General features: G+C 29.6%; 25 protein-coding genes. 9 read left to right on the top strand and 16 right to left on the bottom strand.

Features of this window, described 5'->3' with window-relative positions:
• Nucleotides 1-4 precede the first annotated feature (4 nt).
• A complete protein-coding gene (locus tag CC87_RS03235; protein ID WP_038056086.1) occupies nucleotides 5-304 on the bottom strand; it encodes a phasin family protein in 300 nt (99 codons plus the stop codon).
• Between the two features lie 188 nt (nucleotides 305-492).
• Between CC87_RS03235 and leuC the strand changes: the two genes are divergently transcribed.
• The 8 genes from leuC to CC87_RS03195 all read left to right on the top strand — a co-directional run bounded on the left by leuC (nucleotide 493) and on the right by CC87_RS03195 (nucleotide 7,751).
• Complete coding sequence (leuC, locus tag CC87_RS03230) at nucleotides 493-1,782, top strand: 3-isopropylmalate dehydratase large subunit (RefSeq protein WP_038056085.1); 1,290 nt, start codon at nucleotides 493-495, stop codon at nucleotides 1,780-1,782.
• A gap of 2 nt (nucleotides 1,783-1,784) precedes the next feature.
• The gene (leuD, locus tag CC87_RS03225; RefSeq protein WP_038056083.1) at nucleotides 1,785-2,279 is read left to right on the top strand and encodes a 3-isopropylmalate dehydratase small subunit; all 495 of its coding nucleotides are present in this window, start codon (nucleotides 1,785-1,787) and stop codon (nucleotides 2,277-2,279) included.
• Between the two features lie 4 nt (nucleotides 2,280-2,283).
• Nucleotides 2,284-3,066 (top strand): nucleoside triphosphate pyrophosphohydrolase, encoded by a 783-nt coding sequence (mazG, locus tag CC87_RS03220; RefSeq protein WP_038056081.1) that lies wholly within the window; start codon nucleotides 2,284-2,286, stop codon nucleotides 3,064-3,066.
• Nucleotides 3,063-3,794, top strand: a complete 732-nt coding sequence (locus CC87_RS03215) for a metal ABC transporter ATP-binding protein (protein WP_038056079.1) — start codon at nucleotides 3,063-3,065, stop codon at nucleotides 3,792-3,794. The genes mazG and CC87_RS03215 overlap by 4 nt, the downstream gene beginning before the upstream one ends.
• 5 nt (nucleotides 3,795-3,799) lie before the next feature.
• On the top strand, nucleotides 3,800-4,624 hold the full coding sequence (locus CC87_RS03210; protein ID WP_038056077.1) for a metal ABC transporter permease: 825 nt from the start codon (nucleotides 3,800-3,802) through the stop codon (nucleotides 4,622-4,624).
• The gene (locus CC87_RS03205) at nucleotides 4,624-5,409 is read left to right on the top strand and encodes a TatD family hydrolase (RefSeq protein WP_038056075.1); all 786 of its coding nucleotides are present in this window, start codon (nucleotides 4,624-4,626) and stop codon (nucleotides 5,407-5,409) included. Before CC87_RS03210 ends, CC87_RS03205 begins: the two co-directional genes overlap by 1 nt.
• A 71-nt stretch (nucleotides 5,410-5,480) precedes the next feature.
• Nucleotides 5,481-7,283, top strand: coding sequence for an aspartate--tRNA ligase (aspS, locus tag CC87_RS03200; protein ID WP_038056073.1), 1,803 nt, complete (start codon nucleotides 5,481-5,483; stop codon nucleotides 7,281-7,283).
• Between the two features lie 3 nt (nucleotides 7,284-7,286).
• Entirely contained in the window at nucleotides 7,287-7,751 is a 465-nt protein-coding gene (locus CC87_RS03195) for a Mut7-C RNAse domain-containing protein (protein WP_038056071.1), read from the top strand.
• Between the two features lie 180 nt (nucleotides 7,752-7,931).
• Here the strand turns inward: CC87_RS03195 and CC87_RS03190 are convergent, their stop codons facing one another.
• The 3 genes from CC87_RS03190 to CC87_RS08990 all read right to left on the bottom strand — a co-directional run bounded on the left by CC87_RS03190 (nucleotide 7,932) and on the right by CC87_RS08990 (nucleotide 10,164).
• Nucleotides 7,932-8,600: an MjaI family restriction endonuclease gene (locus CC87_RS03190; RefSeq protein WP_038056066.1), complete on the bottom strand. Its 669-nt coding sequence runs from the start codon at nucleotides 8,598-8,600 to the stop codon at nucleotides 7,932-7,934.
• Nucleotides 8,600-9,841: a DNA methyltransferase gene (locus CC87_RS03185; RefSeq protein WP_038056063.1), complete on the bottom strand. Its 1,242-nt coding sequence runs from the start codon at nucleotides 9,839-9,841 to the stop codon at nucleotides 8,600-8,602. The genes CC87_RS03190 and CC87_RS03185 overlap by 1 nt, the downstream gene beginning before the upstream one ends.
• Before the next feature lie 161 nt (nucleotides 9,842-10,002).
• Nucleotides 10,003-10,164 carry a hypothetical protein gene (locus tag CC87_RS08990; protein WP_156955569.1) on the bottom strand — a complete coding sequence of 54 codons (162 nt, stop codon included), beginning with the start codon at nucleotides 10,162-10,164 and terminating at the stop codon, nucleotides 10,003-10,005.
• Between the two features lie 171 nt (nucleotides 10,165-10,335).
• Between CC87_RS08990 and CC87_RS08855 the strand changes: the two genes are divergently transcribed.
• On the top strand, nucleotides 10,336-10,701 hold the full coding sequence (locus tag CC87_RS08855; RefSeq protein WP_281170001.1) for a uracil-DNA glycosylase: 366 nt from the start codon (nucleotides 10,336-10,338) through the stop codon (nucleotides 10,699-10,701).
• Between the two features lie 12 nt (nucleotides 10,702-10,713).
• Here CC87_RS08855 and CC87_RS03180 read toward each other — a convergent pair whose 3' ends face one another.
• From CC87_RS03180 to CC87_RS03125, 12 genes are all read right to left on the bottom strand, one after another.
• Nucleotides 10,714-11,721: an electron transfer flavoprotein subunit alpha/FixB family protein gene (locus CC87_RS03180; RefSeq protein ID WP_038056059.1), complete on the bottom strand. Its 1,008-nt coding sequence runs from the start codon at nucleotides 11,719-11,721 to the stop codon at nucleotides 10,714-10,716.
• A 9-nt stretch (nucleotides 11,722-11,730) separates the two neighbouring features.
• Nucleotides 11,731-12,525 (bottom strand): electron transfer flavoprotein subunit beta/FixA family protein, encoded by a 795-nt coding sequence (locus tag CC87_RS03175; protein WP_038056058.1) that lies wholly within the window; start codon nucleotides 12,523-12,525, stop codon nucleotides 11,731-11,733.
• Between the two features lie 14 nt (nucleotides 12,526-12,539).
• Nucleotides 12,540-13,691, bottom strand: a complete 1,152-nt coding sequence (locus CC87_RS03170) for an acyl-CoA dehydrogenase family protein (protein ID WP_038056057.1) — start codon at nucleotides 13,689-13,691, stop codon at nucleotides 12,540-12,542.
• Nucleotides 13,692-13,761: 70 nt separating this feature from the next.
• A complete protein-coding gene (locus CC87_RS08590; RefSeq protein WP_051920493.1) occupies nucleotides 13,762-14,295 on the bottom strand; it encodes a ComEA family DNA-binding protein in 534 nt (177 codons plus the stop codon).
• The gene (locus CC87_RS03160) at nucleotides 14,249-14,569 is read right to left on the bottom strand and encodes a TusE/DsrC/DsvC family sulfur relay protein (protein ID WP_038056055.1); all 321 of its coding nucleotides are present in this window, start codon (nucleotides 14,567-14,569) and stop codon (nucleotides 14,249-14,251) included. Before CC87_RS03160 ends, CC87_RS08590 begins: the two co-directional genes overlap by 47 nt.
• Nucleotides 14,570-14,672: 103 nt before the next feature.
• A complete protein-coding gene (locus tag CC87_RS03155) occupies nucleotides 14,673-15,140 on the bottom strand; it encodes an N-acetyltransferase (protein ID WP_038056051.1) in 468 nt (155 codons plus the stop codon).
• The gene (locus CC87_RS03150; protein ID WP_038056048.1) at nucleotides 15,134-15,805 is read right to left on the bottom strand and encodes an SPOR domain-containing protein; all 672 of its coding nucleotides are present in this window, start codon (nucleotides 15,803-15,805) and stop codon (nucleotides 15,134-15,136) included. The genes CC87_RS03155 and CC87_RS03150 overlap by 7 nt, the downstream gene beginning before the upstream one ends.
• 16 nt (nucleotides 15,806-15,821) lie before the next feature.
• Nucleotides 15,822-17,474: an arginine--tRNA ligase gene (gene argS, locus CC87_RS03145; protein WP_051920491.1), complete on the bottom strand. Its 1,653-nt coding sequence runs from the start codon at nucleotides 17,472-17,474 to the stop codon at nucleotides 15,822-15,824.
• Nucleotides 17,455-17,652 (bottom strand): hypothetical protein, encoded by a 198-nt coding sequence (locus CC87_RS03140; RefSeq protein ID WP_038056046.1) that lies wholly within the window; start codon nucleotides 17,650-17,652, stop codon nucleotides 17,455-17,457. The genes argS and CC87_RS03140 overlap by 20 nt, the downstream gene beginning before the upstream one ends.
• Complete coding sequence (locus tag CC87_RS03135; RefSeq protein WP_038056044.1) at nucleotides 17,636-17,836, bottom strand: CooT family nickel-binding protein; 201 nt, start codon at nucleotides 17,834-17,836, stop codon at nucleotides 17,636-17,638. Before CC87_RS03135 ends, CC87_RS03140 begins: the two co-directional genes overlap by 17 nt.
• On the bottom strand, nucleotides 17,823-18,575 hold the full coding sequence (locus tag CC87_RS03130) for an RluA family pseudouridine synthase (protein WP_051920488.1): 753 nt from the start codon (nucleotides 18,573-18,575) through the stop codon (nucleotides 17,823-17,825). The genes CC87_RS03135 and CC87_RS03130 overlap by 14 nt, the downstream gene beginning before the upstream one ends.
• Nucleotides 18,550-22,215: a hypothetical protein gene (locus tag CC87_RS03125; protein WP_038056042.1), complete on the bottom strand. Its 3,666-nt coding sequence runs from the start codon at nucleotides 22,213-22,215 to the stop codon at nucleotides 18,550-18,552. Before CC87_RS03125 ends, CC87_RS03130 begins: the two co-directional genes overlap by 26 nt.
• Nucleotides 22,216-22,244: the final 29 nt, after the last annotated feature.

Below are 22,244 nucleotides of genomic sequence, written 5' to 3'. Positions count from 1 at the left end.
CTTTTTATGAACCTTGAGAAATTTTTTTCTCTATTTCATCAAGCTTTTTTAGTATTTTTTCCAAATCTTCTTTAGTAGGCATTCCCATTTCAGTTACTGTTTTTTTAACCATTTCTGAAATTTTTTGCATCAATTCTTTTTCTTGCTCCTGAGCCTGTTTAAGAAGTCTATCAACTATTTTAAATTTCTCTTCCTTAGCAATCTCTCCTTTTTTAATTAATTCATCAACCATTTCTTCGGCTTTTTCTTTAGTAAGATTTATCATTCCCAACCCCATTAACATAGCCTTTTTAATTAAATCCATTTTTGTCCCCCCTCCTTATGATTATTTAAAAAAATATAAGCACTAAATTAGATTTTACCACTTTTTCAAGTTTACCAAAATTAATGTGGTTTCAAATTTAAAAGTTTTTTAAATAAAATATTTACCTTGCAAAAATAAAGAAAAAAAGTAAAATTAAAAATCTGTAAATTTTTTTAAGGGGTTTAATCATGAAAAAACGTCCAATGACATTAGCAGAAAAAATTTTAGCAACAAAACTTAATCGTCCTTATGTAGAACCTGGAGAACTGGTAGAAATTTCTGTTGATTTAACTTTGGCTAATGACATTACAGGTCCTTTAGCTATAAAAGTTTTTGAAAAAACAGGGATAAATAAGGTTTTTGATCCAAAAAAAATTGTTTTGGTAATGGATCATTTTACTCCTAATAAAGACATAAAGAGTGCTGAACAAGTTCGTGTTTGTAGAGAGTTTGCCAGAAAATATGGTATTCTTCATTATTATGAAGGTGGTAGATGCGGCATAGAGCATGCCCTTCTTCCAGAGATTGGTTTGGTTGGACCAGGAGATATTGTTATAGGCGCAGACAGTCATACCTGCACCTATGGAGCTTTAGGAGCTTTTGCTACAGGTGTAGGCTCAACTGATCTTGCAGGAGCCTGGATTACAGGTAAAACTTGGTTTAAGGTCCCTGAAACTATTAAATTCATTTATTATGGCAAACCTAAACCCTGGATAACAGGAAAAGACCTTATTCTTTACACTATAGGAGATATTGGAGTAGATGGAGCTTTATATAAGGCTATGGAATTTACAGGTGAGGCTATTAAAAATCTTTCTATGGCTGAAAGATTCACTATGTCTAATATGGCTATTGAAGCTGGGGGTAAAGTAGGTCTTATAGAGCCTGATAAAAAAAACCTGTCTTATATCAAAAATCGCTTAAAAAGGGAAGCTTTAATTTTAAAGGCTGATAAAAAAGCTAAATATGCTGATATTAAAGAATACGATGTTTCTAAATTAGATCTGGTAGTAGCCCTGCCACATCTTCCTTCTAATGTAAGATTTGTAAAAGAGCTTCCGCAAAAAATTTATATTGATCAGGTTGTTATAGGGTCCTGCACTAATGGAAGATTGGAAGATCTTGCTATAGCTGCTAAAATTTTAAAAGGTCGCAAAGTTAATCCTAATGTAAGATGTATCATTATTCCTGCTACTCCAAATGTTTACTATGAAGCTATTAAAAAGGATTATCTCAGAATTTTTATAGAAGCTGGTGCTATAGTTTCTCCTCCTACCTGTGGACCTTGTCTTGGTGGACACATGGGAATCCTTGCAAAAGGAGAAAGAGCTGTTGCTACTACCAATAGAAATTTTATTGGAAGAATGGGACATCCTGAAAGTGAGGTCTATCTTGCAGGACCAGCGGTTGCTGCTGCAAGTGCAGTTCTTGGTTATATTGCTATTCCTGAAGAATTAGGATTAAAAGAGGAGGATTAAAAATGAAAAAAATAAAAGGGAAAGCCTGGAAGTTTGGAGATAATATAGATACAGATGTTATTATTCCCGCAAGATACTTAAATACTACTGATCCAGAAGAACTTGCCAAACATTGTATGGAAGATGCAGACCCTGCCTTTGCTTCTAAAGTTAATAAAGGAGACATAATTGTAGCTGGCAGAAACTTTGGATGTGGGTCTTCTCGTGAACATGCTCCTATCGCTATAAAAGCCTGTGGAATTTCTTGTGTAATCGCTGAATCATTTGCAAGAATATTTTATAGAAATGCCTTTAACACAGGGCTTTTAATCTTGGAATGTCCCGAAGCTGCAAGTGAAATTGAAACAGGTGATGAACTGGAAATCTATCCTGAAGAAGGGAAAATTATAAATCTTACTAAGAATAAAATATATCATACCAAACCATTGCCTTCTTTTATGAAAGAAATCTTAGAAGATGGTGGTTTAATTCCCCATATTATGAAAAAATTCAGGTAAAAATATGAAAGTAGACAGAGAGAAAGCCAGTTTAGAAACTTTATGGGAGATTGTAAAAACTTTAAGAGGGGTTAATGGCTGTCCATGGGATAAACAGCAAACCCCTCAAAGCTTAAAAAAATACCTTTTAGAAGAAACTTACGAAGTTTTGGAGGCTATAGATAAAAATGATATATCAGAAATAAGAGAAGAGCTGGGTGATTTGCTATTTTTGCTTGTTTTTATTATCTATCTTTATGAAGAAGCAGGGCTTTTCACTTTAAAAGATCTTTTTTATTTTACTGCTCAAAAAATGATAAGACGTCATCCCCATGTATTTGGAAACGAAGTAGCCAAAACCGCAGAAGAAGTTTTGATAAAATGGCAGAAAATTAAAAAAGAAGAAGGCAAAAGTTCTTCTGTTCTTGGAAACATTCCTAAAAGTCTTCCTGCTTTACAAAGAGCTTTTAGATTGGGAGAAAGAGCTGGTAGAGTTGGTTTTGATTGGGAAAAAGCTGAAGATGTGCTTGAAAAAGTTCAGGAAGAAATAGAAGAAATAAAATCTGCCATTAAAACCTCTTCTGAAGATAAGCTTAAAGAAGAAATAGGGGATCTACTTTTTACTGTAGCTAATTTTTCTCGAAAATTAGATATTAATCCAGAAGAAGCTTTGCGTTTAGCCTTAGATAAATTTGAAAACCGTTTCAAGCTACTTGAAAAGGAAATAAAAAACAGAGATCTTTCTTGGAATGAATTAACTATAAAAGATCTGGATAAAATTTGGGAAGAAATCAAAATTAAAAAATGAATCAAACCATAATTCAGGTTAAAGATCTTTCCTTTGCTTATGAAAGACATTTAGTTCTTAAAAATATCAATTTAGAGGTAAAAAAGGGGGACTTTTTAGCTATTATTGGACCTAATGGAGGGGGTAAAAGCACCCTTATAAAATGTATCTTGGGATTTTTAAAACCTTTAAAAGGAGAAATATATTTATGGGGAAGGAGATTAAAAGACTTTAAAGACTGGTATAAAATTGGATATGTTCCTCAGAGAGCTGGAGATTTAGTAGAATCTCTTACTCCTCTTACTGTAAAAGAATTCCTTTCTATGCCTTCTAAATGGTATAAAAAAACTATTCATCCTGCAATAAAGGATCTTTTAATAGAAAAATTCGGGATCAAAGATCTTTTAAATAAAAAATTAGGAGCACTTTCTTATGGACAGCTTCAAAGAGCTTATATTATAAGAGCCCTTATTTTAGAACCAGAGCTTTTGATTTTAGACGAACCCTCTGTAGGCTTAGATTTCTTTTCTCAAGATGCCTTTTATAAAACCTTAGGAGAATTTCATCAAAAAGGTCTTACTATTGTTCTTATAACCCATGAAACCTGGCTTTTAACTAAATGGGTTAACAAAGTTGCCTGTATAAATCAGACTCTCTTTTTCCATGGAGATCATGAAAGCTTTTGTGTTTTAAGTAGTAAACCTGAATTTTTTTCTGATTACCATAAAATTGAACATTTACACTGGTAAAAGCCGTGGAAGAACTTTTATTCTCTTTACAATTAGTAAAATTTGGAGTTTTAGCAGGAATTCTTTTAGGAATATCTCTTTCTTTAACATCTCCTTTTTTGATTTTAAAGAAAAATGCTTTATTTCCCCATGCTTTAACTCATGTTTTATTTTTTGCTATAATCTTTACTACTGCTTTTTCTAATTATATTTCTTCTTATTTGGAATACCCTGTTATTATATGTTTAACTCTTTTTTCAGTTTTAGGAATTTTAATTTTGAACAAATACTTTAAACTTTACGAAGATACCGCAACTTCTATAATAACTCATTTAGCCTTGGGTTTAGCTTTAATTGTAGCTGCCAAGACTAATTTATATGATGCTCGTCTTCTTTCTTACCTTTTTGGCAGTTTGGTAACAGTTTCTCAGAAAGATTTTTATGAAAGTATAATCGTATTATTATTGAGCTTTGCTTTTTTTTACAAATTTTATCCCCTATGGACTGCTCAAATAACAGATAAAGAAATTCCTGGTATAAATTTTAAATGGGCCAATTCCTTTTATTTGGTTATTATAACTTTACAAATTATTATAGGTATAAAATTGATGGGAATTCTTTTAATTTCGGCTTTTTTTGTATTCTCAGGAAGCTGTGCTTTAAAACTTGCTTCTAATTTTAAACTGGCTATTATTTACACAGCTTTTTTAAATATTTTAGGAATTTTAGGAGGAACTCTTATTTCAGTTTTTTGGGATTTACCTTTTTCAGGATCAGTAGTAGTTTTTATGAGCTTTTATTTTCTCTTTTTTGTTGTTAGTAAATTTTTAAATAACAATAGGAGAATATGATGAAACTTATAGATAGTCATGCCCATTTAAATCTTCCAGAGTTTAAGAAGGATTTGGAAGAAGTTATAAAAAGAGCAAAAGAAAATTATGTGATTCATACTGTAGTAATAGGAATAAACCCTTCTACCAATAAAAAAGCCTTAGAACTTGCAAAAAAATATCCTGATTTTATCTCTCCTGTAATAGGATTTCATCCTCATGAAGTAAATAAGATTAAAGAAGAAGATTATTTGGTTTTAGAGGAGAGTTTAAATAAAGTTTATGCAATAGGAGAGATAGGACTTGATTGGGTTAAAGAGTATTCTCCTAAGGAGATACAAATAGAGCATTTTGAAAAACAATTAGAACTTGCCAAAAAATATAACAAACCTGTAGTTTTACATTTAAGAGGAGAAAAGGATCTCTGGGATACAGCTTTTACTATAATCAAAAAATTTTTACCTCTTAAATTTGTGGCTCATTGTTTTACTTTAGATAAAGATACTGCAAAAAAAATACTTGATTTAAGCGGTTTTATTTCTATACCAGGAATAGTAACTTTCCAAAATGCTGATATTTTGAGAGAATCAGTAAAATATATCCCTATTGACAGAATTCTTTTAGAGACAGATTGTCCTTTTTTAGCTCCTATCCCTATGAGAGGAAAAAGGAATGAACCTGCCTTTTTGATTTATACTGCCAAAAAAATTGCAGAAATAAAAAATTTAGACCTGGAAACTCTTGCAGAAAAAACAAGCAAAAACACTGTAGAATTTTTTGGACTTAAAATAATTTTGAATTCATAATGCAAGAAAAGGATAAAATGTTATAATTTAAAACCATCATTCCTAAAATCTTACAAGAGTGGAGGTTTTTCATGCGTCTTAAAAGAAGTCTTTACATAGGTGAATTAAACAAAAATTTTATAGATAGAGAAGTTATTGTTTCTGGGTGGGTTTTAAGACGAAGGGATCATGGAGGAGTTATCTTTATAGATCTTAGAGATAAAACAGGTCTTTTACAAGTTGTTTTTGAAGAAGGTATAGACCCTCAAATTCATGATTTAGCGGATTCTATAAGAATTGAGTATGTAATAAGTGTAAAAGGAAAAATTAGAAAAAGACCACCTGGTATGGAAAACCCCAAAATTCCTACTGGTGATATAGAACTTGTAGCAAGTGATGTGGAAATTTTAAACACCTCCAAAACACCTCCTTTTCCTTTAGATGAAGATATTTCTGAAGTTTCAGAAGCTATAAGATTAAAATATCGTTATTTAGAAATGAGAACCTTGGACGGACTTAAACCTTTTGTTTTCAGACATAAAGTAAATCAGACCATCAGAGAATTTTTAAACAGCCAGGGATTTTTAGAAATAGAAACTCCTTATCTTACCAAAAGCACTCCTGAAGGAGCAAGAGATTATTTAGTTCCAAGCAGACTTTATCCTGGGAAATTTTATGCCCTACCCCAGTCTCCTCAATTATTTAAACAAATTCTTATGGTTGCAGGTGTAGATAAATATTATCAGATTGTAAGATGTTTTAGAGATGAAGATTTAAGAGCAGATCGTCAGCCTGAATTTACTCAGCTTGATATGGAGATGTCTTTTGTAGAAGAAAAAGATGTAATGCAAATGGTGGAGGAATTAATAGCTTATCTTTTTGAAAAAACTTTAGGAATTACTCTAAGAACTCCTTTTCCTGTTTTTTCTTATGAAACAGCTTTAAGAGATTATGGCACAGATAGACCTGATATTAGATTTGATATGAAATTAAAAGATATTTCATCTATTGCTAAAGAAACCTCTTTCAAGGTTTTTAGAAGTGCTTTAGATTCGGGAGGAATTGTAAAAGGACTTAAAGCACCTTCTCATTTTTCAAGAAAAGAACTTGATGATCTCACTAAATTTGCTCAGGAACTTGGAGCCAAAGGTCTTGCTTGGATAAAATATACTAAAACTGCTGCTTCTTTTGAAGAAAAATGGAGTTCTCCTATTGTAAAGTTTTTTGAAAAATCAGCTTTAGAAAAATTAGAAGAAATTTTTGATACTTCTGATGAAAAAGCAACATTCTTTTTTGTAGCTGATAAAGAGGATATTGCTAATTTAGTTCTTTCTGAATTGAGAAAGCATCTTGCACAAAATTTAGGACTTATCTCTGAAAAAACATATAGTTTTGTCTGGATAGTTGATTTTCCGCTTTTTGAATGGGATGATGAAGAAGATCGCTGGATTTCTATGCATCATCCTTTTACTCATCCTAAGGAAGAAGATATAGAGTTTTTAGAAACTGATCCTGCTAAGGTTAAATCTAAAGCCTATGATTTAGTTTTAAATGGAATTGAAATTGGTGGAGGAAGCATTCGTATTCACAGAAGAGAGCTCCAGGAAAGAATTTTTAAGTTATTAAAAATAACTCCAGAAGAAGCAGAAGAGAAGTTTGGTTTTTTACTCACAGCTTTAGAATATGGAGCTCCTCCTCATGGTGGAATAGCCTTTGGACTTGACCGTTTAATAATGCTCATGCTTGGTAAAAAGAGTATAAGAGAAGTTATAGCCTTTCCAAAAACCCAGAGAGCTCAGTGTCTTCTTACTGGAGCTCCTGCAGAAGTCAAAATAGAACAAATTTTAGAATTACATCTATTACCAGGCTGGGAAAAGAAAAAAGAAAAATCTTAAAAAATGGAATTTTTTCTTGAAGCCTCTCTAAAAGGTTTGAGTAAATGGCTTAGATTTTTAGGACACAAAACCAAGATCTGCGAAAGTAAAATAACCAAAGAAGACATTTTTAAATATAAAGATAAATTTTTTCTTATTACAAGTCCTGAAACAGCAGAAATGCTTGAAAAAGCAGGAGTAAGATATTTGCTTTTACCAAGAGAAAGTCTTAAAGCACAGCTTTGTTTATTAATTAACAAGTTGGATCTAAAAACTGAATTAAAACTCAATATTTGCACAGTTTGTGGAGAAGAATTAATTCCTGTTAAAAAAGAAAATTTTAAAGACTTAATTCCTCCAAAAGTTTATGCTTATTATAATGAATTTAATTATTGCCCAAAATGTGAAAAAATTTACTGGCAAGGTGATCACATAAAAAGATTAGAAAAAAAATTAAAATTCTTGCTTAGCCAAAAGTTTGAAGATTAAGAAATTTTGGTATTTATGAAAAACAGACTTTTCCGTGTTTTTAGTATAATATAACGTTTGGTAAGTATGCAAAATTCAGCTATGCCGAAATTGGACAAGCGATAATGAGCCACATATCCACCTGTTAAGCGTGGGCGATAGTACCTAAGCGAAGCAGAGAGTCCGGCTAGACGGCGTCATTTACTTGCCTCCTTTAAGCCTTTCAATTTCCTTCTTTATTTCTTCAACAACTTCCAGATTATAAATTTCCTTTTTGTTGTCTTTTTTAATTGAAAATACAATAAACACTTTTCCACCAAAATTTTCTTCAAACTTTTTATGTGTCTTACCAAGCCATTCTTTCCATCTGTAAATCTCTGGTGTTTGTTCATATGTTATGGGTTTTATTTGTAAACCAATATACTTATTCCCAACCTGAATATAAAAATCCACATTGTAAAGTCTATCCCACTCATCAGGTGCGGGTTTTATTTCAACACCCAAATCTCTCTGTAATTTCCCATATATCGTTTTTATTTCCGTTAGATAACCATCGTATGTCCTATTAATCACAAGATTGTAAATATACTGAATACAATCTTCCTCTGTTACTTCCTCAATTTCCGCCTGGATAACTTCTGTAATTTTCACATACAATTTTCTCCCCAGATCTTCAATATACTCCTCAGGAGATAAAGAATTACCTTTTCTTTTAAGGAAATCAGCAAGTTTTTTGTAATAAAAATCTTTCCAATCTTTGATTGTTTTGGGGCTACATTCACGGATCCATTGAGACACTGGTCCAACGCTGTTTTTCTTATTCAGTCCCCATCTGTTTGTTGCCATATTTAATATCCATTCTTTTGCCATCATTTCACCTCTTTTTCTAATTCAAGAAACTTTGTTTTATACTTATAATCCTTTGTCTTCTCTGCCTCAGCTATTCCAGATTTTATTAAAAAGGCATTAACAAATATCCTATTTTTTAAATAAACATAGGCGCTGACTGTATTTTCATCCACGATAGTGTTATTGTCAAATTTAAGATAAACCTCTTTTTTCAAAATACGGCTTTGCAAATATTCTAGTGCTTTTTCTTTATTAATTATTTTAACGCCCAAAAACTTAACAAGTAGACCGGTATTTAATTTAATAGTTTGCTCGTCTATAATATCAACAACTCTGTAAAGTCTATCGTTTCTAAAATTGAATTTCTTAGGATCTATTTTGGGCTTAGCGTTTTTAATTCTTGGAACATAGTCAATTTCATCAATATCTATTGAAGACTCGCGCCTTATTATCTGAATGTTTTCGCTGAATTGTAGCAAACTTTGTTTTAGTCCAAGTTTTTCTTTTATTACATCCAAAAACTTTCCATTTATTTCATAACCTATTGCATTTCTATTTAGGTTTAAAGCCGCTTTTACGGTAGTTCCACTTCCAAGAAAAGGATCAAGAACAGTATCACCAACAAATGTATACATTTTTATCAGTCTTTTTGGTAATTCTTCGGGAAACATGGCCTCATGTTCTATCTGTCTCGCTCCACCAAAATACCAGTGCCCACAAAAATACTCTTTCCATTCTTCTTTAGTTAGCTTAGATTTTTCTTTGATTTCCTTTGGAATTTTTTCGCTTTTTCCGAATTTTTTAAAAATAAGTATAAATTCATAGTCAATTTCAATCATTCCATTAGATGGATACGGATAAGAACCCATCACATTTGCTCCGCCAGTAGTGTTCATTGTGGTTTTTTTCTGCCAGATTATTGAGCCCATATAATCAAAACCTATATCCTCGCACTGAGCTATAAACTCGGCATGTAGTGGTATAACTTTATATCTGCCATAAATTATAGATCTGGCGAATTGATCGCCTATGTTTATACATAACCTTCGTCCCGGTTTAAGAACACGATAACATTCTTTCCATACTCTGTATAAATCTTTCAAATATTCATGTAAACTTTGCCCATAACCAATCTGTCCGGGAGCTCCGTAATCTTTAATATGCCAGTAAGGAGGAGAAGTAACAACCAAATCTATGCTATTGTCCTCGACTTCTATCATTTTACGGCTATCACCGATTATTATTTTTGCTTGAATTTTCATCACTTCACCTTACAATTTGCTGATATTAATATTTTTTACAAAAGGGCTTCGGGCAATTTTCGGGCAAATTGTACATAACTCGTTCATATCCGTATTGCAGATATTGTTCCAATTTTGGAAAATATACGCAATATTGAGTATATGCTCCCCGCTGGATGTAATCACGTTTCTTCCTCCTTCAAAATTGTATCAAGAGGGCTTTTTATGCTTGCGATGTTTGCTTTGCTTACATAAATACTTCCCAGTATTTTTCCTTTGAATTCCATCTTTTTCCAGAAATGGTTTTTACTTTCTTTATCAATTCCTCCAAACCCAATTTTCACAGAGAAAATTTCGCCTTCCTTTGCTATTTTATAAAAAGATTATATAATACAAATCTTCTACTGTAAAGCAATTTAAACTTGTTTAAATTTTTTATTTTTGTCTTTTAAATATTACAGAATTTTTTAAAATTAAACTTTAAAAAATGTTAACAGAAAAAATTAAACGAAGAAATAAAAAATGATCTACTTAACTTAGCTGGTATTAAAAGAGAAGAAATTTTTATTACATCTCCTTTAAAATGCCTACCTCAACCTCCAATAAATAGAAAACCAAAAAAAGAAGAAATTAAAGCCTGCCTTCCTTGGTTAAAAAAACAAATTAAAATTATTAATCCTCAAAAATTTATTTTATTAGGGGAAGTTGCTTTTTCAGTATTCTTCACAGATAAAAAACTAAAAGATTTTAGAGGGAAATGGATTAAAAAAGAAGATAAAGAATTTTTTGTTACTTATCATCCTGCTGCTAGATTAAGATTTCCAAAAATTAAAGAAATTTTAGAAAAAGATTTTAAAAAAATTAGAAATAAATTGAAATAAATTATAAAAAATTTATCTCTTCAATTTCTTTAATAAAAGATCTAAAATTTTTTTAGCATCTCCTATCAAAGAAAGATGAGCCATTTTTACTAAAGGTGCTTCTTTGTCTGTATTTATAGCTATAATAAATTCAGAATTTTCCATTCCTGCGGTATGTTGCAAAGCTCCAGAAATACCAAATCCTATATAAACCTTAGGTTTTACTGTTACACCACTTACTCCTATCATTCTTTCTTCTTCTACCCAGCCTTCGTAACAAACAGGACGGGTAGCTCCTACCTCTGCTTTTAAAATCTCCGCTAATTCAAAAAGTTTCTGAAAATTTTCTTTATTTTTAAGCCCTCTTCCCCCTGCTACTACTACCTTAGCAGTGGATAGACGAGAAGGTTTCTTTTTAGAGGATCTAAAACTTCTAACTTTCAAAGCGCTTTCCCAAGAAAAATTTTCTGGAAAAATTACCTCTTTAAAAACTGGTGTTTTTTCAGAAGTCTTTGGACTAAAAGCTCCTATAGATATAGTTGCCATAACAGGTATAGTTTTAGAAGTAAGTTTAGCAATAATATTTTCTCCATAAGTTGGTCTTGCCATAATAATCTGATTATTCTCAATTTCCAAAGCATTAACATGAGCACAAAGTCCTAAATTTAAAACTCCTGCAATTCTTGGTGCTATAGAAACTCCTATGAGAGTGGCTGGAAAAAAAACTCCATAAGGATTAGTAGATTTAATTATTTCTATAAAAACCCTTGCATAAAGGTCATCTTTAAAATCTCTTAATTTGGAATGAAAAATAAACCAAACTTCATCTGCCAAACTTTTTTTTAGACTTTCTAAATCATGAATACTTTCTAAGGAATCTGCTAAACAAACTAAGATTAAACTTTTATCAAGTTTTTCAGCAATTTCTTTTAAAGGAGTTAAAATCTCCAAACTTGAAGGATGAAGTTTTCCCTGATAAATTTCTCCAAAAGCTAAAATGTTTTCTTTTTTAAGGTCTTCTAATTTGATTTTTTCAATCATTTTTTCCCTCTATATTTTAATTATTTCTTTTTCTTTTAAAACCTCTATAAATTTTTCTACCAGTTCTTGAGGCTCTCCTTCTAAAATAGTCCCTTTCATCTCCAGTTTCTTTTCAAACACATCTACTACCTGAGTAGGAGATCCTTTAAGACCTAACTTCTCAGGTTCAGCCTGAATATCTGAAGCAGTCCAGATTAAAGGTTCTTTTTCTTTAACTTCTATAAGACGCTTTAAAGAAGGAGGTCTAAGATAATCAAAAGCTTGTGGTGAAACCGAAGCTAATAAAGAACTTTCCACCTCTATCTCTTCTTCTCCATATTCATTTTCCCTTATAGCTATCCATTTATCATCTTCTTTTTTTAGTTCTTTTATATTTATCAGAGAGGGAAGTCCTAATAAACCTGCAGTTTCAGAGGGAACCTGGGCTGTTTCTCCATCTATAGATTTTAGACCCATCAAAACTATAGAAAAAGGAGACAACTTTTCTATAGCTCTGGCAAGAACATAACTTGTAGCTAAGGTATCAGCACCTGCAAAAGCTCTATCTGAAAGTAAAATCATTTGATCTATACCTAAGGCATAAGCCTGTTTTAAAAGAGGAATTATATTAGAAGGTCCCATAGAGATAACAGTTATTTCTGCTCCATATTTTTCTTTAAGTCTTATAGCCATTTCTAAAGCCGGTCTATCATTAGGGTTTAAAATAAGCTCCATACTCTCTCTTTTTAAAGTGTGTGTCTCAGGATCAACTTTAACTGTTCCTGGCTTGGGAACTCCTTTTATACAAACTATAATTTTTTCCATTTTTTCCCTCTTTTTTATTTATAATATTTTAAAAGTTCTCTTGCTATAACATTTTTTTGAATTTCATTAGTTCCTTCATAAATTTGAAGACATTTGGCATCTCTAAAATATTTTTGCACAGGATAATCTCTCATATATCCATAACCACCCATCATTTGAATAGCTCTTTCTGTGACCCACATAGCAGTATCAGTGGCTAAGCATTTAGCCATAGAAGAAGCGCCTGAAAAATCTTTAGCTCCACTATCTATATATTTAGCTACATTATAAACCAAAGCTCTGGCTGCTTCTATTTTCATAGCCATTTCTGCAAAAGTATGACTTACAGCCTGAAAATTGTAAATAGGCTGACCAAATTGAACACGGGAAGTAGCATGTTTTAAAGCTACTTCCATAGCAGCCTGAGCAATACCAAGAGCCTGAGCTCCTGCTCCACATCTGGCATAATCTAAGGTCTTTAAAGCTACTATAAATCCCATACCTTCTCTTGCAAGAAGCCTATCTCTTGGAATTTTACAGTCATTAAAAAAAAGTTCTGTAGTAACAGAAGCTCTTAAACCAAGCTTTTTTTCTTTTTTCCCTATAGAAAACCCAGGGTCATCTTTTTCTACAATAAAAGCACTGGCTCCTCTTGCACCTTTAGCAGGATCTGTCATAGCAATTACAATATAAATATCTGCAATACCTCCATTAGTAATCCATTGTTTCATTCCATTTAAAATATAATAATCTCCCTCTTTTTTAGCTGTGGTCTTTATAGCAAAAGCATCACTTCCTGCTTGAGGTTCTGTAAGAGCAAAAGCACAAAGTTTTTTCCCTGTGGCAATAAATGGTAAATATTTAGCTTTTTGCTCTTTATTACCAAAAAGAAGAATAGGATAACATCCCAAAAAAGAAGCTGCATAAGTAGTAGAAACTCCAGCACAATAATAAGATAAATATTCCACTGCTAAACACATCTCAAAACTTCCCCAACCCAAGCCACCATACTCCTCAGGAATAATTATTCCAAAAAGATCTGCATGAGCTAAAGCCTTAATAGGTTTCTCATCATAAATTTCCTTTTCATCCCATTCCAAAGCATAAGGTTTAATATATTCTTCCCCTATTTGTTTAATTAAATCCAAAAGAAGTTTTTGGTCATCAGTTAAAGGATATATTAACATAAAAAAACTCCTCTAATTTTTTTAAGTTCTTTAATTTTAAACAGATTTTTTGTTTAAGCAAGAGAGTTTTTTAATGATTTAAAACTTTTAAAGATCCTTTGTATTTTAAAGGTACATTTTCAGGAAATTGAGTATAATGAATTATACCTCTATTATCTTTATAATAATAAATAATTAATTTAAAATTTTTATTCTCAGATTTTTTATTAGAATTTTGATCTATACTAAGTGATGAAATCTTTTCCACTTTTATATATTTTTTTAATAATTCAAATTTTTTAGAACCTATGCCTTTTATATTTTTTAATTCTTCAATAGACTTAAATGATCCATATTTCTCTCTATACTTAACAATTCTTTGAGCAACAATTTTACCTATTCCAGGAATTTCTTCTAATTCTTTTATTGAAGCTTTATTAATATCTATTTTATTAAAACCAAAAGAAAAATTTTGAAATACAAATAAAAATAAAACAACAAAAATTCTTATAATAAGATTAGAGGAGCAGAATACAATTCTGCTCCTCTGAAAATCTATTTGAAAATTTACCTGCCCTTTATACGCAACCAGTAGGTTTAGGTAAACCAGCCATCTTACAAGCACCTTTTCCAGGACCAGAAGGAAAAAGTTCATAAATTTTCTTTAAAGGAAATCCTGTGAGTTTAGAAAGAATTCTTACCATAGGAGCAACACCATTCTTTTTGTAATAGTCCTGAAGAATATTAATTACTTTCCAGTGCTCTTCAGTAAGTTCCTGAATTCCTTCTTGTTCTTTTACATATTCAACCCATTCTTGACACCAAGCATCAAGACCAGCCTGTAAAAATCCGTCTTCATCAACTTCAAATACTTTACCTTTGTACTCAACTGTTGGCATACTTCACACCTCCTTTTAATTTTTTTAGTAAAGTCTTTAAATATCTTTAAAATTATTTTATCCAATTACTTAAAATTTATTTTTATATAATTTTTTAAAAAAGTCAAGGGGTTGTTCCTTTAAAAATTTCTTTCATTACAGGTACCTCATCGCACTCAGGAAATTTGGGACATCTCACACAATCAGCCCATACCTTATGAGGTAATTCCTTTTTATCAATCTTCTCAAACCCCATCCTCTCAAAAAATTCAGGTACCCTTGTTAAAGCAAAAACCTTAGGTATCTCAAGAATTTTTGCCTCTTCTACACAAGCCTTTACTAATTTAGCTCCTATACCTTTTTTTTGATATTCCTCACTTACTACCAAAGATCTTATCTCTGCTAAATCCTCCCAACATATATGTAAACTACAAGCCCCTACAATCAAATCTCTCTCTTCGTATACAAAAAAATCTCTTACATGTTCATACAGTTCTATTAAAGGCCTGGGAATCACATCTCCTCTCTTGGAAAAATGCGAAATTAATTTGTAAATATATTTAACATCTGATAATTTAGCCTTTCTTACCATTTTTCTATTTTAACTACAAAAGGTTTATTAACTCCTAAATCTTTTGAAACCTCAGAAATATACTTTTTAGCCTCATTTTTGGAAAGGTATTCTCCTACAAAAACTTTATAAAAAACTTTCCCATTAATCTTAGCAGATTTTATAACAGTTTTATATCCTTTGTTTTCTGCTAACTTCTTCATCTTTTCTGCAGATTTTTTATTTGAAAATGCACCTATTTGAATAGCATAACAAAAACTCTTATTTTTTATCTGAGAAGCTATATACGCTACTTCTTTTTTAGTATATTTAGATGAAGGTTGTTCTGTTTCTTTTACCTCTTTTCTTGAACTTACAGAAATTTTCTTTTTAACTTTTTTAGAGGTTACCATTTTATGAGCATGTGTAGAGCTTTTTGATATTTTTGCAGAGGGTTGAGAAGGTAAAAAGATAGGAGCTTTACCAACCTCAGTTTTATTAGAAGATGGTGCTACAGGAGCAACCGGAGAAGGAATCTCTAAACTTTTACCCTTTTCTTCCAAAGCTATATTCTCTTCTTTAACACCAATTTTAGTTCCTACCCAAATTCCTATAATAAAGCTCCAAATAATAATACATAAACCGAATAAAATAATAAAAACCAATGTTAATTTGCTCACTTCTATTTTCACTTTGTTTTCTCCCATAATTGTCCCTCCTCCTTTACATTTTTTTAGGAGCTGAAACTCCTAATAAATTTAAGGCATTTTTAAGCACAATTTTACAACCCATACACAAACCTAAACGGGCTAAAGTTAATTCTTTATCTTCGGATAATACTCTATATTTAGAATAATATTCATGAAACTCCTTGGCAAGCTCAAGTAAATAATAAGTAAGTTTATAAGGTGCATACAAACTGCTAGCACTTTCCACCACATCCTGAAATTCATCTAATTTTTTCAAAAGATCTAATTCTTCTTTATTAGATAAAAACTCCCAATTGGCCCTTCCCCAATTAAATTCATCCCAGCCATTTTCTTTGGCTTTTTCAAAGATACTACAAATACGGGCATGAGCATACTGAACATAATAAACAGGATTTTCTTGAGATTGTTTTTTAGCAAGGTCTATATCAAAATCTAAAGGAGAATCTGCTGAGCGAGAAAGAAAAATAAATCTAGTAGCATCTGCTCCAACTTCATTTAATAGTTCTTTTAATTCTACAAATTCCCCCTGGCGAGTTGACATACTCTTTATTTCTCCTCCTTCAATTAAATTTACCATTTGGATAAGTATTATCTGTAATTTTTCAGGATCAATATCAAAAGCTTTTAAAGCTGCCTTTAGTCTTTTTACATAACCATGATGATCTGCTCCCCATATATTTATACATAAATCAAAACCTCTTTCTTTAAATTTTTCATAATGATAAGCAATATCTCCAGCAAAATAAGTATATTCTTTATTAGAACGAATTATTACCCTATCTTTTTCATCTCCAAATAAAGACGACTTAAACCAAATAGCTCCCTCTTTTTCATAGATTAAACCCTTTTCTTTTAAATAATTTATAACCTCCTCTACCTTATTTTTTTCATATAATCCAGTTTCTGAATACCAATTATCATAAATCACTCTAAATCTTTCTAAGTCATTTTTTATATCTTCCAGAATAATTTTAATGGCAAGTTCTTTACAAAGTTCTATAGCCTTTTCTTCTTCCATAGAAAGTAAATCAGGATAAAGCTTCAAAGCTTCCTTAGCTATATCATATATATAAGCGCCTTTATAATAGTTTTCTGGAAATTCTATCTTTTCTCCTGATAACTCTTTTGCTCTTAAATAAACTGACGCTCCTAAAATAATCATTTGAGTTCCTTTATTATTTATATAATATTCTTTTGTTACATTATACCCTGTAAAATCTAAAATTCTTGCTAAAGAATCTCCATAAGCTGCTCCTCTCCCATGCCCTATATGAAGAGGTCCTGTAGGATTAGCTGAAACAAACTCTATTAAAACTTTCTTACCATGACCAAGATCAATTTTGCCATATTCTTCTTTTTTTTCTAAAATTTTCTTTAAATTTTCTATATAATAATTTTGAGAAATCCAGAAATTTATAAAACCCGGTTTCACTACCTCTATTTTGGAAAAAATTTTAGTTTCTTTTTCAAACTCTTGAGCTAACTTTTGAGCAATTTCTAAAGGTGATTTGTTTAATCTGTTTTTTAAAACTAAAGCTACATTAGTAGCATAATCTCCATAAATTTCTCTTTTCGGTTTTTCTACCTCAAAAATCAAATCTGAAATACTTCCAAATAATTCGTTAATTTTATTTTCTATTAATTCCCTAATCTTCCTTCTTATCAACTTCTGACTCCTTTTTCTTTTTTAAAAGGGTATAGTCAGGGGAATAATCAGGACATTTAAAGGGTTTGGTATTATCCATACTGAACTTTTTAGAGCAGAATTCTCTCCAGGCACAAGTTGCACAAAGAACAGGAATTTCTGATTCTTTTTGATCTTTTCTGTTATTTTGGGAACTCATCGGATTCTATCACCACCTTTGCTTTTAAAAAATTAATATACTTTATTTTTCCTTTAACTATCTTAGGTTCTTCAAAAAGACTTTTTAAAATTATCTTATCCTCTTTAAGTTCCATTTCATCTATATCTTTACAATATTCTCTTTCCTCATCTCCTACCTTTATAAAAATTTTAGCCTGACACACAACAAACCTCTTCAAATCTATTTAATATTTTATTAAGAAACTCCAAATTTAGTTTTTTGTCAAGACCTTTTGCAGAAAAATATTCAGGAAGAGGAGCTATTATTTCAAGATTTTCTTTTGTCATAGGGTGAGGAAATTTCAAAAATAAAGCATGTAACAAAATGGCTTTACCATTTTTTATTTTTATTTTTGAACCATATTTCAAATCTCCTACAATAGGAAATCCCTTTTTACTTAAAACAGCTCTTAATTGATGTTTTCTTCCTGTTAAAGGTATAAGTAAAATATTACTTTTTTTAGAAACTTCAAGGCTAAAATAATAAGTAATGGCTTTTTTAGTCTGTCTCTTTTCATTATTAAAAACTAAAGTTTTTCTTTTTCTTTCATCCCATAAAAGATAATTTTCCCATAATCCTTCTCCTTCTAAACAACCCTCAACCTCAGCTAAATAAATTTTAAAAACTTCTTTTTTTTGAAAGCTTTCAAATAACCTTTTAGCTATTTTACTTCTTTTGGCCCAAATCAAAGCTCCAGAAACTAATTTATCAAGCCTGTGAACCACCCCTAAAAATACATTTCCAGGTTTTTTATCTCTTTCCTTAATAAAACTTTTAATTAAATCTAAAAAGGATTCCTCTTTTTTATAAGCACCCTGGACTATTAAACCCGCAGGTTTATTTACAATTAATATATATTTATCCTCATATAAAATCTCAGGGATTTTGAAGTTTTCTCTCATTCTTTTCCTTTAACCATTCTTTTCTTTCAAACTTGTTTATAATTGATTTGTTTTTATAAAATTCTTCGGGAATACCAAAGATTCTAAAAATAAAATCAAAAAATCCTTTACCTATGCTACTTGGATGCAATGGGATTATTTGATAATTATCATAGGTTCCAACCACTTCTAAAGGCAAATAAATCAACATTCTTTGTTTTCCTAAAATCCTTTTTCCTAAAAATGGGATATTTTCTAAAATTATATCCAAAGTTTTAAAAGGTGAAACATAAAAAGTTAAATTTAACTTTTTATTAATAAAATTTATAGTCCCTTTTCCAAAAAGTCTGAATCCTGTAGCAGAAAGAAAAGCATTTTTTAATCTTAAAGTTAAATCTTTTAATACACCTTTTATGTCTAACTCTTCATAAGCTAAAAGATTGTTTTCTAAATTAGGTATCTTTCCTTGGAAAAGATCAATTGGACTTAAAAAACCAAAAAGTCTGGCTAATAAAGGTGCTCTATAAATATATCCCTTTTTACCTCTAACCTCTATTTCACCTGTGCTTTTTTTAAGCAAATCCTTCTGATCTCCTTCTGCATAGATATATCCTCTTATTTTATAAGGACCTTCTAAAATTACTTTTGGCATTTCTTCTGGATATAAACAAGAAAAAAGGTCCAAAAAATCACCCTGAGATGGTAAAATTTTTATATATAAATCCTGTTTATTTAATTCTTTTTCATAAATAGCCTGTAATTTAAGTCCACAGAAATTTGCTTCAGGTAGATTGATTATTAAAATTTTATTTGTATTATCTAAAAATACATCGGTTCGTAAATCTTCAATATAATGAGAAGTAGGAAAAATTAATTTTCCTACTTCTACATTCAAATCAGCTATTAAAGGAATACCATCCAAGAAGCCCAAAAAACTATTAGATTTATTTTTCTTTTCTTTTTTCGTTAATAATTTCTTTAAATTTACCTCCTTTCCTTTTAAATTCCCTGTTAAATAAAAATAATCAGGTTTTTTATTAATCTTAAAGTCGCCTTTAACTAAGGACCCATTCCATTTTATTGAAAAATTGGAAATTTTTAGCACCTTTTTATAAAAACTGCTTGTTAAATTAAGACTCAAAATTTTATTATCAGGAAACTTTATTATAGCATTTTTAATTTTTAAGTAACTTTTATCTCCAAATATTAAGTTGTTTAGATAGAAATTGCTTAATTCTTTCAAATTTTTAATCTTAATATTTACAGGTAAAGTTAAATAAATTGAGCTTTCTAATTTGCCTTTTAACTTATAACCTAAATTTTTAAACACATGATTAATATCACTCAGATCAAGATTGCCTTTAGTTTTAACTATGATATTTTTAAATTTTTGAGTTAAATTTATTTTAAAATCTGTACCATTGCTTATCCATTTTAATTTACAATTTATCTTTTTATCTTTTTTAAAATCAAGTTTTAAATAATTTTTAGATATGATATATTCTCCGGAGTGAGAAAAGGTTCCGTTATCATAAACAAAATCTAAAAAAGAAACCTTAATAGGATCTTTTAAATCATACTTCTTAGGTAATTTTATTAGATTTTCTATTTTATTTTTTAATATTTTATTTATTTGTCCTGTTCCTTTTATTTCAATTTTATTATCTTTAATAGTTCCATTGATCTTAAAAGGAGAATCCTCTAAATTTATTAAGCTTTCTTTTATATTTATAACACCTTTATTAAACTCAAAAGATAATTCAGGACTTGTTAATTCAAAGATTTCTCCTCTATAAGGATATTCTACCTTTACTCCTGAAATCACTCCACTTAAAACAAGATTTTTCTTTAAATTATTTTTAAAATCAGCTCTTTCTTTTAAAATAAGATCCAAATTGCTATTCCAACTTAAAGAATTTATTTTTATCTTTTGAAAATCTATCTTATATCTTGAAAAGATATTTTTTATTTCCGAATATCTTTTCTTTATTTTACTGATAATTTCTTTAGAAATTGTAGCATTTTCAGCCAAAAGATTAAAATCTGAATTTTTTAAATAAAAAACTAAATTTAAATTGTCAACAAAAATATTTTTAGTAAATGTTTTTAAATTTTTAAATTTTACTGTATCAAAATCATAAAAAATACTTCCTTTTTTAATATAAATAAGATCTTTATAATAAGGTATTTTAGCCATAAAGTTGTTTAAATAAGCCTTTATTTCACCTTTAAGCTCAGATTTAGAAGTATGACCTTTTAATTCTATTCTCCCTTTCACCAATCCTTTAAAATTATATTCTTTTAATGTTGTTAATTTTTTACTTAACTTCATTAAAATAGTTTTTAATGACTCCGCCTCTCCTATAAAAGTGCCTTTTAATTTTAAATAAGGTTTTTTCTTTTTTAAAAATTTCAGTTCTAAATTATCCACTTTTCCCACAATATTTTTATCTATAAGTGTTTTTCCACTAAAAAACAGGGAATGATCTTTAAAGGCCAATTTTCCTTTTATATCATTAATAGGAAAAGGCAAAAAAGTTAAGCTAATATTACCTCCGCTAACAGAGGATTTTAAACTTAAATTTTTGACATTAAAAAGAGCTCTCAGGTTATCTCCAGAATTTTCTATTTTTAAATCGTATAAAATTCCTTTCTGGACAATATTAAATATTTTTTTAATACTTTTATTTTTTGGAAACAATTTTAAAGCAAGATCTTTTATACTGGAAAGATCTACTTCTTCAGCATTAGCTATCAATTTATAATTATCTTTCTTTTTAATATGAAGTGATCCTTTTATTTTCGGAAATTTTGATTTAATTAAATTTAAATTAATATCTACACCTTTCTTATCAGCAACTACTATACCTTCTATATATCCTCCTAATAGTTTTTGAAAGGGAATCTTTTTAAAAATTATATAAGGATCTAAAGCAACAAAAGCTATATTTAAAGTCTTTTTTTCCAAAACTATCTCACTTTTCAACCTTTTAATTTCTGTTTTAGATATACCCAAATCTAAGATTTTTTTAAACTTAGCAAGATCTAAATTTTTAAAATCTACCAAACTCTCTAAAAATATATTTTTATAATCAAATCTTCCTTTTATATTACCATCTTTAAAAATATTTGATTTAGCCTTAGCCTCATATAAAACCTGTTTTTTCCCTATTCTTAATTTCAAATCTGCATCTTTAAAATTAAACCATCCAGATTTTATTTCATAATTTATAGTTGCATTTGTAACTGTTAAATATAAAGGAGATAACTTATGCAAAGTTTGAATCAATTTTCTCAGGTTAAAAATTTTTTTTACAAAATGTTTTTCAAAATGTATATTTGAAACCCGAATTTCTTCAGGATAAAAATTAAGTTTTAAAATTTTTGAGAAAGAAAAGTTTAAATAACCTTGAGGTACAGAAAGTTTATAAATTTTAGATTTAAAATAAAAATTTTTCAGACTAACTTCACCTTTTGATAGATTTACATTTATTTGATCATATTTTAAATCTATATGATAATTATTTCTAAAAAATTTTTCCAATTTTTGATGAAATTTAGGATGATTTAAAATATTGTTTAAATTTGAGATTATTAAAATAAAAAATAAAACAAAAAAAAGAAAAAATCCAAAAAAAATAAAAGTTAATTTTTTTTTCATATTAGGTTTAAAATTTTAAATTGGTTAAA

The sequence above is a fragment of the Thermodesulfobacterium hydrogeniphilum genome, from assembly GCF_000746255.1.
GTDB classification, from domain to species: Bacteria; Desulfobacterota; Thermodesulfobacteria; order Thermodesulfobacteriales; family Thermodesulfobacteriaceae; genus Thermodesulfobacterium; species Thermodesulfobacterium hydrogeniphilum.
This window is presented reverse-complemented; position numbering and strand designations above follow the sequence as displayed.